Annotated in this window: 11 protein-coding genes; 1 reads left to right on the forward strand and 10 read right to left on the reverse strand. The window is 41.6% G+C overall.

The features are described from left to right. Nucleotides 1-151 precede the first annotated feature (151 nt). On the forward strand, nucleotides 152-3,244 hold the full coding sequence (locus tag EV695_RS01700) for an AsmA family protein (protein WP_131904183.1): 3,093 nt from the start codon (nucleotides 152-154) through the stop codon (nucleotides 3,242-3,244). A gap of 197 nt (nucleotides 3,245-3,441) precedes the next feature. Here EV695_RS01700 and EV695_RS01705 read toward each other — a convergent pair whose 3' ends face one another. The 10 genes from EV695_RS01705 to EV695_RS01750 all read right to left on the reverse strand — a co-directional run bounded on the left by EV695_RS01705 (nucleotide 3,442) and on the right by EV695_RS01750 (nucleotide 12,081). Then, a complete protein-coding gene (locus EV695_RS01705; protein WP_131904184.1) occupies nucleotides 3,442-4,047 on the reverse strand; it encodes a hypothetical protein in 606 nt (201 codons plus the stop codon). Between the two features lie 43 nt (nucleotides 4,048-4,090). Next, the gene (locus EV695_RS01710; protein WP_165874591.1) at nucleotides 4,091-4,579 is read right to left on the reverse strand and encodes an Lcl C-terminal domain-containing protein; all 489 of its coding nucleotides are present in this window, start codon (nucleotides 4,577-4,579) and stop codon (nucleotides 4,091-4,093) included. Between the two features lie 677 nt (nucleotides 4,580-5,256). After that, nucleotides 5,257-5,661: a CBS domain-containing protein gene (locus tag EV695_RS01715; protein ID WP_131904186.1), complete on the reverse strand. Its 405-nt coding sequence runs from the start codon at nucleotides 5,659-5,661 to the stop codon at nucleotides 5,257-5,259. 78 nt (nucleotides 5,662-5,739) lie between these two features. Further along, nucleotides 5,740-6,033 (reverse strand): (Na+)-NQR maturation NqrM, encoded by a 294-nt coding sequence (gene nqrM / locus EV695_RS01720; RefSeq protein ID WP_131904187.1) that lies wholly within the window; start codon nucleotides 6,031-6,033, stop codon nucleotides 5,740-5,742. A gap of 89 nt (nucleotides 6,034-6,122) precedes the next feature. Beyond that, a complete protein-coding gene (gene nqrF / locus EV695_RS01725) occupies nucleotides 6,123-7,346 on the reverse strand; it encodes an NADH:ubiquinone reductase (Na(+)-transporting) subunit F (RefSeq protein ID WP_131904188.1) in 1,224 nt (407 codons plus the stop codon). A 38-nt stretch (nucleotides 7,347-7,384) separates the two neighbouring features. Then, nucleotides 7,385-7,981, reverse strand: coding sequence for an NADH:ubiquinone reductase (Na(+)-transporting) subunit E (gene nqrE / locus EV695_RS01730; protein ID WP_131904189.1), 597 nt, complete (start codon nucleotides 7,979-7,981; stop codon nucleotides 7,385-7,387). After that, on the reverse strand, nucleotides 7,981-8,652 hold the full coding sequence (locus tag EV695_RS01735) for an NADH:ubiquinone reductase (Na(+)-transporting) subunit D (protein ID WP_131904190.1): 672 nt from the start codon (nucleotides 8,650-8,652) through the stop codon (nucleotides 7,981-7,983). Before EV695_RS01735 ends, nqrE begins: the two co-directional genes overlap by 1 nt. Then, the gene (locus EV695_RS01740) at nucleotides 8,652-9,455 is read right to left on the reverse strand and encodes a Na(+)-translocating NADH-quinone reductase subunit C (protein ID WP_131904191.1); all 804 of its coding nucleotides are present in this window, start codon (nucleotides 9,453-9,455) and stop codon (nucleotides 8,652-8,654) included. Before EV695_RS01740 ends, EV695_RS01735 begins: the two co-directional genes overlap by 1 nt. 2 nt (nucleotides 9,456-9,457) lie before the next feature. Then, on the reverse strand, nucleotides 9,458-10,717 hold the full coding sequence (locus EV695_RS01745) for an NADH:ubiquinone reductase (Na(+)-transporting) subunit B (RefSeq protein ID WP_131904192.1): 1,260 nt from the start codon (nucleotides 10,715-10,717) through the stop codon (nucleotides 9,458-9,460). Nucleotides 10,718-10,719: 2 nt separating this feature from the next. Continuing rightward, nucleotides 10,720-12,081, reverse strand: a complete 1,362-nt coding sequence (locus EV695_RS01750) for a Na(+)-translocating NADH-quinone reductase subunit A (RefSeq protein WP_131904193.1) — start codon at nucleotides 12,079-12,081, stop codon at nucleotides 10,720-10,722. Nucleotides 12,082-12,344: the final 263 nt, after the last annotated feature.

Here is a 12,344-nt window from a genome sequence, read left to right on the forward strand (position 1 = left end):
AGTCTTTATCCATTACAGACAAATTTACCATTCATTCCAATAAATTAACAAAAAACAATGACCCGTAGTTTATGAACTATTAGACTAAGAACCAGTCCCAACTAGGGATACTGCGATACTTTAATAATCTTTCAAAGCGGAACTCTCTTTTATGTTTAAAAAACTCATTTTAGCCTTTTTTATTCTCATTGCCGTTGTGATTGGCGCGCTGGTTATATTTGTTGCCACGTTTGATGCCAATAACTACAAAGATCAAATTACTGGTCTGGTAAAGAAACAAACAGGACGAGATTTGCAGATAGATGGCGAGTTGAATCTTGCGGTTTATCCTGATCTGGCGATTGAAATGGGCAAGACTTCTCTGGCGAATGCAGAAGGGTTTGCTGGCGAACAGTTTGCGACGATTGATTCGGGCAAAGTTTCTGTGAAGTTAATGCCGCTGATTAGCAAAAAAATTGAAGCAGATGCTGTGATGCTGGATGGACTGAAGTTAAATCTTCACCGTAAAGCAGATGGTTCGAGTAACTGGGATAGCCTTGTAAAATCTGGCGCCAAAGATGAAAGCACCGAACAGGTAGAAAAAGAGCCGTCAAAAGCAGTTGAAGAAATGTTGCAGAACCTTTCGATTGCAGGCGTTAGCCTTAATGATGCGGTAATCCGCTGGCGTGATGATCTGGCGAAGCAGGATATAACACTTTCTCCACTTAATCTGAAAACGGGTAAATTCAGTCCGGGTAAACCCTTACCTGTCGAACTGTCTGTCGTGATGACGCAAAAGAACCCGGCAATGACAGTAACTGCTGATGGCAGTACTACGATTAACCTAACCAATAACAACAAAGACTTCAGCCTGAGCAAGCTTAAATTAAAAACCAAGGTAACGGGTGCGCAAATACCTAATGGCGCCTTAGAAGCGAATATCAGCGGTAGCATTCAGGGCAATCCACAGAAAATTAGCGTGTCTGATTTGGTTCTGCAATCGACGTTAACGGGTGATTTGGTTCAGCAAGGTACGGCAAAAGCGGACGTATCTGGCAATGTGGATTTTGATGTTAACGCACAGCAATTAACGATTGCCGGAATGAAGCTTAATGGTAATGTGAATGGCAAGCCTTTGGCTGGCGGCACTTTGCAGGCGTTGGTTACAGGCGATACAAAATTCAATCTGAAATCACAGCAGTTATTGATTCCTAATCTTGCGTTAGATGCAAAACTTGCTGACGGCTACGTTAAAGGCGGCGCGGCAAACGCCAAAATTAACGGTAATATGCAGCTAGATCTGGCGAAGCAACTACTCAACATCACTGGTATGAAAGCCGTTACTGATGCCAGTGGCGAAGTTTTGCAGGGCGGTAAAGCGAATGCCAACGTAAATGGCGATTTGCAACTTAACCTTGGTACGCAAAAGCTATCTATACCTAATCTTTCATTAACCACCCAGTTAACGGGCGGTTATGTCAAAGGTGGCGTGGCGAATGCACAGGTAAACGGCAATACACAGTTTGATCTGGCTAAGCAATTGTTATCAATGACCGGATTAAAACTGACGGCGGATGCGAATGGCGAGTTGTTAAAAGGCGGCAAGGCGAACACTAATATTGCAGGCGATCTTCAACTTGATCTTAAGAACTCGCAAGTTACCTCACCCAAAATCACGCTTAACAGTCAGGTAGAAGGTGGTTTGGTACCTGGTGGTAAATTGACACAAACAGGTAGCGGCAACCTTGACCTGAACTGGGCAAACAACAAAGGCGCGGTGAATTTATCCAATCTACTGGTTAATCTGGCGGGTCTTGAGGTAAAAGGCAGTGGCGTGCAGTTACAACCTTTGGCGGCGAAACCGGGCGTTTCTGGTCAATTCAGCACCAATACCTTTAACCTAAAAACGGTGATGAAAACCTTTGGTATCGAACCACCGGTGACGAAGAACCCGACTGCACTTTCACAAGTACAGGCTCAGTTTGCACTTAAGGCAGATACCGATAGCGTAGACTTACAAAGCCTAAAGGCAACGCTTGATAAGAGTCAGCTTTCGGGCAATCTGGCAATCGCGAATTTCGCATCGCCGAGTATACGTACCAAGTTAACCATTAACACGATCAACCTCGACGATTATTTAGCGCCTGAAGCAAAAGGTGCAACTACTGCTGCGCCAGCGAGTGCTGGAGGCAATAAAGAATTATTACCGCTGGATACCTTGCGCAAATTGAATATTGATGGTGATTTTAATATCGGCAAGATGCTGGTGAATAAAATCAATATGAGTAACATCAGAGCGAAAGTAAATGCAAAACAGGGGCTGATTATTATCGACCCTGCGAATGCGCAATTGTACTCGGGTAATTACAAAGGCCGCATCACACTGGATGCGAAACAGGCTGTACCAACCATGAAAATGCGCCACGAGCTAACAGGCGTTCGTTCGGAAGGTTTGTTGTTTGATTTATTCCAGGATAAGTATGTATCTGGTGGCACCAAGTTGATTACCGACTTGAGTTCGCGCGGTAATAGCATCGATGCTTTGTTAAAGAACCTTAATGGTACAACTACTCTGGGGCTTAGCGACGGTACGATTCGTGATTCGAACCTTGCAGAAAAAGTATCTTTAGCAGTTAAAGCGTTTGAAAAGAAGGAAGTAGAAGACGGCAAATCGGTAGTGAAATTCACCGGATTGAGTGGCGACTTCAAAGCTACAAATGGCGAATTCAAGACCGATAATTTGAGTCTGGAATCACCCTATTTCAATATCAAAGGTTCTGGTACGGCGAATGTCGCCAGTCAGGAATTGAATATGAGTTTGCGTATTGGTCCAAACAATCAAGACCCGAAACGACCTTTGTTTGCTCCGTTGAGAGTGACGGGTACTTTTTCTAATCCTAAATTTTCTCTGGATTTAGCAGACTTACTCAAAGCTGTTGCCGCGCAAGATGTGGAAAAGCTCAAACTTCAGGCAAAAGAAAAGCTCGAGGAAGAAAAGAAGGCGCTTAAACTCAAATTCGAAAAAGAAAAGGCGGAGCAAGAACAAAAAATCAAACAGAAACTTGAAGATGCCAAAGCCGACGCTGTTCAAAAACTGAAGAAACAAACAGGCGATAAACTGGGTGATGCGATTATCAATCAGTTAGGCGGTAAAAAATCTGAGACTCCTGCTAATCAAGATCCAAATGCACCTGCGGAGAAACCAAAGAGTGTTGAAGATCAGGTTAAAGATAAGTTAAAGGATAAACTGAAAGGACTGTTCTAAAGCTGTCATTAGAACTTCTGTTACTGGGGACTTAGAAATAAGTAACCGGGATACTGTGACCGAGATGCTGTTATCACAGTTATCTCTATCACAGATTTAGTCACCCCCCTACTTTGGAGCCATTTTTTAGTACTTAAATAAAGACCTCAAAAAAAGGCTTATAAGTAGGGGGGTGGCTTATCAATTATTCAAAGAGATTACTCAGCCGCTAATTTCTTTTCTATTTGAGATAAGGTCACACAGGCCTGATTGACATTCGTTGTCGACTGCTGACCAAACCTTGTCATCAAGGACATATAAGCGCCATTTTCCTGTTTGGTTATTCTTCCCTGTTTCGACAGTGCACTTTGTTTTTTAATAGCTACGCCGTAACGATCCCAGATATTTTTTGCGTTACATCCAGAAGCGTTCGATTTCTGACCTTTTGTTGTTAGCATTCCCGCACGATTGATCGGTGCCTTCTTATAACCAGCTGGCGCATATTTTTTCATTATCCCATCGTATTTGGCACAAATAGCAGGGTTTACTTTCGTCCCGTATTGAATATTTGGATTCTTCTCGCTCTCTTTGCTCAGCAGGATTCCCGCGGCAGCTGATTCGGTTGCCAATCCTTGTCGAACACGCTCATCTGCCGGATTTGGCTCTTGTCCTTTCTGGATGGATGCCGCAAATTTCCGGTTATGAATCTGCATCATATTGTTTACTTCCATCATCTTGGTTTGTGCTTGTTTATAATTACAAGCACTCGCTGGGACTGAAATAGCCGAAAGTGCTACTGCTGTGATTAAAAGGAGTTTTTTCATTTAAGATTCCATAGTGATTTTAAAAAAGTGTAATGCGTTGATGCTATTTCGATCTGACACAGCGGATGTGATAGCCATCAGAGGTATATAAAGCGACATCTAGACTATTACCGTGATAGAAGTCTACCGTCCAATGTGATTCGGGATCGTCTTCATATTCTGTGGTTGTGTGATAGGTATCTTCGGTGGCGACTACTTTAAATGCGCTTTGAATAGCAGGCTGATTTTTAGCGACTCGAGTTGTATCGACGATACTTAGTAGCTCTACTCTTGTGGGTAGACGCCAGTCTTGCTTGGCCGCTAACGCGAGGCTTGAACAGTATTTCATGGCTTGAATAAAACTACCGGATTTTACTTTACCGTTATTATTTTTATAGGAATCCTGCCATTGCAGTTTTGTCGTTGAGTCAGTGATTGTTCCCTGATCATGACTGAACCTTGGGGCAGCGTTTACTGTTTGAATTGAGAAGATAAATAGACTGAGACTTAAACCCAGAGCTATATTTTTACAAGTTAACGCATTGATTTCCAAAATACTTTCCACACCCAATTAATTTAAATGATAGAAAGTATAAAGTATTTATAGTGAGACAAACTATTTTTATAACATATATTAATAGTCAGATTAGAATATAAAAAACGCCCTGTAAGGTGGGGGGGGTGGCTTTTCCAGGCTTACCAAAAGCCAGAAAAGTCCGTCGTAGATTCCGCAAGGAATCGTCGACGTACAATGATCGATAAACCACTGAACCCATTAAGTCTCAAATTGTTTGAAATTAATCGCTTACCAAAAGCCGGAAATGGCAAGCCAAATAATTATTCGGCTGAAGCCTCACCCTAAAGGGCCAGCTAAAGCTGTTGTCTCGCTTTGCTCGGCTGAATTAGTCGTTTCAACAAAACGTAACGGTAAGTTCGCTAAAGTCCGTCATAGATTCCGCAAGGAATCGTTGACGTACAATGATCGACAAACCACTGAACCCATTAAGTCTCAAATTGTTTGAAACTAATCGCTTATCAAAAGCTATCTACGACAAGCAAAATACTTATTCAGCTAAGTTATTTTTAGAAACTCAATGTTAAAAAACATGAGAGTGCCATAACTTCTGACGGAAGCTACGACATTAAGAAAGGGATTTTAAGTTGTTTAGCTAGATCGTGATGATCTAAGCTCAGACAAAAGCAAAGTAGCGTGTTAAGCACACTAAGTACTTAGCAGAGGTACATTTCCAAAGCTTTAAGAACATCTGTACGACCGATCATGCCAATGACGTTGCCATTTTCAACAACTGGGTAACGTCTGTAATGATCTTTCAGAAACATTTCAGCAACATACAAACAACTGTAATCAGCTTCTACCGTTCTTACGTCAGGTGTCATGAAGTCTTGAACCTGACCTCTGAAAGAGGAGTCGAAATTAGATTTAAGCGCAGCTTTAATACAATCAGTACCAGATATCATACCGACCAGGTTGCCAAGATCATCAACTACAGGTGCGCCGAAAATACGGTGTTTATTGAAAAGCTTAATTGCTTCGCCTATTTCCTGATCAGGTTTGAACTTGATAAAATTAGGATTTAGGTGATAACGCACATGAAGTTCATCAGACTTTGACATATATAAAACTCCTATTTGTAACCTTAAGGTTAAGGTTTAATTAGCGGGGTAGTACTAGCGGGCAAGCCTAGCATACTATTACTTTATGCCTGTTCTCAACTGATCAATGTTAATCTGGGCGTAGTCTTTTGTTATATTTTGTTGTTCGTTACTGTTTGTATCGCAGTTTTCCGCACTATCTTTTTCTTCTTGAGCCATACGTGCTTTACGTTTTTCACATGGGTTAGAACAACTACAATCCCCTTTAACACCGGGAATATTAGATAAACCACCGCAGCTACCTTTAAGCTCACGGTTGTTCAGCAACACACCTGCAGCCATTCCTAAGAATGCTAATAACAATACCATAAATGTGAATAAAAATATTTGCATAAAAATTTCCTGAAATACTAGTAAACGACTTTGTTTACTATGCGTTGCCTACTAGTATTTCTATATTATCAAGTGAGCTAAAAATCTGCTTAGCCACCAAAGTCATCCAGCATAATGTTCTCTTCTTCAACGCCCATTTCTTCAAGCATATCGATAACAGCTGTGTTCATCATTGGTGGACCACACATGTAAAACTCACAGTCTTCAGGAGCAGCATGCTCTTTCAGATAGTTGTTGTAAAGAATGTCATGGATGTAGCCTGTATAGCCTTCCCAGTTATCTTCTGGCTGTGGTTCTGATAGACCTAGGTGCCATTCAAAGTTATCGTGTTCTTTGGCTAGCTTATCAAACTCTTCTACGTAAAAAGCTTCGCGCAAACTTCTTGCTCCATACCAGAAACTGATTTTACGTTTACTTGCCAATCTACCAAGTTGATCGAATATATGAGAGCGCATTGGAGCCATTCCAGCACCACCACCGACAAATACCATTTCAGCATCGGTATCTTTCGCGAAGAATTCTCCAAATGGTCCAGAGATAGTGACTTCATCTCCGGGCTTAAGATCAAAAATGTACGACGACATAACGCCTGCAGGGATATTATTTTCACCTGGAGGAGGTGTAGCAATACGAACATTCAGCATTATCAACCCTTTTTCTTCAGGGTAGTTTGCCATCGAGTATGCACGGAGCGCTGGTTCTGGCACGTGAGATTCGATATCCCAAAGTTTGAAGTGATCCCAATCTGCGCGGTATTCTTCCTGAATATCAAATTCAGAATACTTCAGATCATACGGTGGACATTCGATTTGAATATAACCACCTGCACGGAAGTTAACATCTTCGCCTTCAGGTAATTCAAGCACTAATTCTTTGATAAAAGTCGCTACGTTTTCATTAGACTTAACTTTACATTGCCACTTCTTAACACCAAATACCTCTTCAGGTACTTCGATTACCATGTCTTGCTTTACGTTTACCTGACAGGCTAAACGATCACCATGTCGAGCTTCGCGCTTATTGATGTGAGATTCTTCAGCAGGGAGCAAACTTCCGCCACCGTCAAAGATTCTTACTTTACATTGAGCGCAAGTTCCACCGCCACCACAAGCCGACGCGATAAATAAACCGCTGTCTGCCAGTGAGTTTAATAGTTTTCCGCCTACGGGTACTTCTATATCACGTTCTTTATTGATATGTAACGTTACATTACCGCTAGCCACTAATTTTGAGCGCGCAAAAAGAATTATGAACACAAGACTGATTACGATGCTTGTGAATAGGAGTATTCCTAATAGAATTTGAATAGTCATATTATTGTATCTTCACCTAAATACTTAAACTGAGAGTTCTAAAGTTGAATGCCAGAGAAGGCCATAAAGCCCATAGACATTAAACCTACGGTGATAAAGGTAATACCTAAACCCTGTAGTCCTTTTGGAACATCGCTATATTTCAACTTCTCACGCACTCCAGCCAAAGCAACTATCGCAAGCGCCCAGCCTAGTCCACTAGAAATACCGTATACCGCACTTTCGGCAAATGAGTAATCACGTTCAACCATGAACAATGAACCACCCAGAATTGCGCAGTTAACCGTAATCAATGGCAAGAAAACACCCAATGCGTTGTATAGGCTTGGTAAATATTTATCCAATACCATTTCTAGTATCTGTACCATCGCCGCGATAACGCCGATATAACTGATTAAGCCTAAAAAGGTAAGATCAACACCTTGTAGTAAGGCGTTTTCTTTAAGCAAATAGTTAAGAATCAAGTTATTAACTGGAACTGTGATTGCCTGTACAACTGCTACTGCAATACCTAGACCTATGGCTGTTTCAATTTTTTTCGAAAGAGCAAGGAAGGTACACATTCCCAGGAAGAATGCGAGTGCCAGGTTTTCAACAAATATCGCCTTTATAGCAAGACTTAGTAGATCTTCCATTAGTGAACCTCCGCCGAGCCGTGCACATGTGACTCATGTATTTTAAAATCAGGCTCTTCATTCTGTTCGGGCTTCCATGTTCTAACTGCCCAGATTAGCAAGCCAATAATGAAGAAAGCACTAGGAGGAAGAAGCATCATGCCATTAGATTGATACCAGCCGCCATCAGTAGTTAATGGGAAAATCTTGTAACCTAACAATGAACCAGCACCAAGAAGCTCCCTGAAGACCGCAACGATGATAAGAATTAAGCTGTAACCCATACCATTGCCTAGACCATCAATAAAGCTGTCTTTAACGCCGTTTTTCATGGCGTATGCTTCTGCACGTCCCATTACGATACAGTTGGTGATAATCAATCCAACAAATACCGATAGTTGCTTAGACGTATCATAAGCAAATGCTTTCAATAACTGATCTACCACAATTACCAAAGAAGCGATAATCGTCATTTGCACGATGATACGAATGCTGCCCGGAATATGATGACGAACCGAACTGATTGAAGCACTTGAAAAAGCGGTTACAACCGTTAAAGCCACAGACATCAATAATGCAGTTTTAACCGAAGTTGTTACAGCAAGTGCCGAACAGATACCTAATATCTGTAACGTAATCGGGTTTTGGTCTACTAACGGTTCGACCAGTGTTTTTTTAGTTTCAGGGTTCATTATTTAGCTCCCTCTTTACGAATGTTTTCCAAGTATTTGTCATAGCCTTGTTTGCCCAGCCAGTAATGCAGCATGTTTTCTACACCACGAGAAGTTAGGGTTGCGCCTGATAAGCCATCAACCTTATATTCCGCATCTGGTGTACCGCTGTTCACGCTTCCTTTAATGACCTGAATCATGACTTCTCCAGAATCGTTATAAACCTGTTTGCCAATCCACTTTTTACGCCACTCCGGATTATCAACTTCACCACCCAGACCTGGTGTTTCAGCGTGCTCGTAAAAGCCTAAACCAACGACGGTTTTCGCATCATTTTTCAAAGCCAAAAAGCCATATAAGGTAGACCACAAGCCGTAACCATGAACGGGCAAGATGATGGATTTAATCTTCTCGCCATCTTTAACCAGATAAACAGACGTATATTTAGCACGACGTTTGATTCCAGCAATATCGTTTTCTTTCTTTAACTGGATATTCTGCTTGGGATCGTTAGAAGCTTTACGCTGATCGTAAGTTACCGGATCAACATCTGTTACATATTCACCAGTTGTCATATCAATAACGCGAGGTTCAATTTGAGAGAACAACTCATCGATAGACTTGCCTTCTTCCATCAAACCAGCGATTTCAAGAATGTTCTTCTTCTTATCTAGCGCTTTGTTTTGATCTTGCATAGGTTTTAATACAACCGCTGCACCTGATACCAAAACCGAACACACTAAACAAAGTGCTACCGCAACTGCGAGCGTTTTTTTAACGCTATCGTTTGGTAAATCTAGAATTTTTTGAATTGGAGCAAACATGATTATTCTCCCCCCTTTTCGTCAAACGAAGAAAAAGCAGCTTCGCGCTTGAGGCGACGCTTCACGTTTGCCTGAACTACGAAATGATCTATTAATGGAGCGAAGATATTAGAGAACAGAATAGCTAACATGATGCCTTCCGGGAAAGCCGGGTTTACAACACGTATTAACACCGTCATAAAACCAATCAACGCACCGTAATACCAACGACCAAGATTAGTCATCGATGCTGATACTGGATCAGTCGCCATGAAGATCATACCGAAAGCGAAACCACCCGTTACCATGTGCCAGTACCAAGGCATAGAGAACATCGGATTGCTGTCACTACCAATAAGGTTGAACAATATACTTGTTGCAACCATGCCGATCATTACACCAGCAACAATGCGCCACGATGCGATCTTGGTGAATAATAAAATTGCACCACCGATAAAGATTGCAAGTGTTGAGGTTTCACCCAGCGACCCAGGAACCATTCCGAGGAATGAGTCGAACCAGGTAATCTGACTTTTAACGATCAGATCAACACCACCTTCTGCTGCCATACCAAGTGCTGTTGCACCAGTATAACCATCAACCGCTGTCCAGACTGCATTACCTGACATCGCTGCCGGATAAGCAAAGTATAGGAACGCACGACCTACCAAAGCAGGATTCAAGAAGTTTTTACCCGTACCACCAAATACTTCCTTACCGACAATGATGCCGAAAAGTATACCTAAACCAACCATCCACAACGGTGTATCAGGCGGTAGTGTTAATGTGTAAAGAATAGATGTAACGAAGAAGCCTTCGTTGATTTCATGCCCACGTACGAGTGCAAACGCTGCCTCAGCAATACCACCCACGATAAACGTGGTCATATAGATAGGCAGGAAGTATGTCAGTCCATGTAAGAAATTGGCAAAGAAACTACCAGGATCATACCCAAAAGGATTCAGGAACCAGCCACGAAGACCATCGATAGTTTCCAGACCCAAGCTAGCCATAGCAACATTGGCTTGATAACCCGTGTTGAAACAAGCCATAAACATAACAGGGAAAGTAGCCATCCACACATAACCCATAACGCGTTTTAAATCTAACGCATCGCGGATATGAGGAGCACCAACCGTGGTGTTTGGTGGGCTATAAAACAGTGTATCCACCATTTCATAAAGCACATAAAGTCTTTCTAGTTTGCCACCACGGGTAAAATGCGGTTCAGCATCATCTAGTACTTTTCTTAGTAAACCAGTTTTTTTCTTTTCAGAAGTCATGACTAGCCCTCCCTTTCAATAATTTCAAGACAAGCGCGTAGTGCAGGACCGTATTCGTATTTGCTGTGACAAACAAACGTACACAAGGCGAGATCTTCTTCATCTAGCTCAAGACAACCTAGTTTTTGTGCAGTTTCAGTATCGCGTACCAATAACGCACGTAATAATTGTGTAGGCAAAATATCTAACGGCATTACTCTTTCATAACTTCCGAGAGGCACCATTGCTCTGGCACTACCATTTTGCGAACTACTAAATGAAAATTCCTGTTTATCCTTATTCAATGCATTGGTAAATACATTCATCACAGAGAATTGTTTTAAGAAAGGATTCACCCAGTGTAGGAATTGTCGTTTTTGTCCTTCAGGCACAACACTTACCTGAAGATTAAAGCGACCCACATAAGATCGATTGCCTACTGCGTGTAAACCACTCAGTACAGAACCAGAAATTACACGCGCATTGCCTTCTTTTAATTGTCCAGCAACCAATTCATTAGTTGATGCACCCATGCGAGAAGAAATTAAACGCGGTTCTTTAACCATTGGGCCTGCAAGAGAGAAGATACGATCTACATTGCGCTTTCCAGTGGTTAGCAATTTACCAATTGCAATCACATCCTGATAATGCAAATGCCAAACAGTACGTTTATCGCTCGCCGGTAAAATATTATGTATGTGTGTACCTACCAGACCAGCTGGGTGCTTACCCGAGAACTTTTTAGTAACTACGTTGCTTTCAGGAGACTCAGGCAGCGTTGCATTATCATGCTGACAAACATAAACCTCGCCTTTTGTGAGTTTTGAAATTGCTTTCAAACCGTCTAGATAGGCTTCCGACTTATAATTAATGATGAGCTCAGGATTCGCGCTTAATGGATCAGTATCTATAGAACGCACAAAAATCCCAGCAGGCACGCTATCTACCTGAGGTGTTTTGCTGTAAGGACGGGTTCGAAACGCAGTCCAGGAACCACTGTCTTGTAGTATTTTGCGAATATCTTCAGCGGAGGCTGTATCTAGCTCTTCAGAAGAAAACTTAGGGAATTCAATGAATTCCTCTTCTTCATCGAGTTTAATGATTACCGATTGTAAAGCACGCTTCGCACCACGCGGAATCGCAGTAATCACACCCGCACCTGGCGATGTATAATTAAACCCTGGATTACGCTTATCGGTGAAGAGTGCTTGACCACCCTTTACGTGATCACCCACTGCGACCAGCATAGATGGTCTTAGTAAATGGTAATCGGTACCGATAACTGCGACTGTTGTGATAGTCGGGGAGTTAGTCTCAATATCTTCGCTAATAGCTTGTACTGGCTCACCTGTTATGGAGATGTCCAGACCTTTCAAAATTTTCATTTAGGTTGCAGTTCCGACTCTTAATTAGCTAGAGCCTATCAATAGTTAAAATTAAGATAATATAGCGGTGCAAATTAACATCATCAGCATTAAAATTCATGTACTTAAATGTATAAACACTATTTAAATTTTTATACTTTACATAAAAAGGCTTAAATATCCTTATGGGGCATAGTTTTGATCAATCGAAATTATTTATACCTATATTATTATCTAATTGCGAAATATCAAAAGGCTTACATTTTGTATGAAAATATCCCCTG

Origin of the sequence: Cocleimonas flava, from assembly GCF_004339015.1 — a bacterium.
Taxonomy (GTDB): Bacteria; Pseudomonadota; Gammaproteobacteria; order Thiotrichales; family Thiotrichaceae; genus Cocleimonas; species Cocleimonas flava.

Bases quoted from the DNA above. Each gene is read 5' to 3' on its own strand.
- nqrF (WP_131904188.1), bottom strand. From the start codon at position 7,346: ATGACTATTCAAATTCTATTAGGAATACTCCTATTCACAAGCATCGTA.
- nqrE (WP_131904189.1), bottom strand. From the start codon at position 7,981: ATGGAAGATCTACTAAGTCTTGCTATAAAGGCGATATTTGTTGAAAAC.
- EV695_RS01735 (WP_131904190.1), bottom strand. From the start codon at position 8,652: ATGAACCCTGAAACTAAAAAAACACTGGTCGAACCGTTAGTAGACCAA.
- EV695_RS01705 (WP_131904184.1), bottom strand. From the start codon at position 4,047: ATGAAAAAACTCCTTTTAATCACAGCAGTAGCACTTTCGGCTATTTCA.
- EV695_RS01700 (WP_131904183.1), top strand. From the start codon at position 152: ATGTTTAAAAAACTCATTTTAGCCTTTTTTATTCTCATTGCCGTTGTG.
- EV695_RS01745 (WP_131904192.1), bottom strand. From the start codon at position 10,717: ATGACTTCTGAAAAGAAAAAAACTGGTTTACTAAGAAAAGTACTAGAT.
- EV695_RS01750 (WP_131904193.1), bottom strand. From the start codon at position 12,081: ATGAAAATTTTGAAAGGTCTGGACATCTCCATAACAGGTGAGCCAGTA.
- nqrM (WP_131904187.1), bottom strand. From the start codon at position 6,033: ATGCAAATATTTTTATTCACATTTATGGTATTGTTATTAGCATTCTTA.
- EV695_RS01740 (WP_131904191.1), bottom strand. From the start codon at position 9,455: ATGTTTGCTCCAATTCAAAAAATTCTAGATTTACCAAACGATAGCGTT.
- EV695_RS01715 (WP_131904186.1), bottom strand. From the start codon at position 5,661: ATGTCAAAGTCTGATGAACTTCATGTGCGTTATCACCTAAATCCTAAT.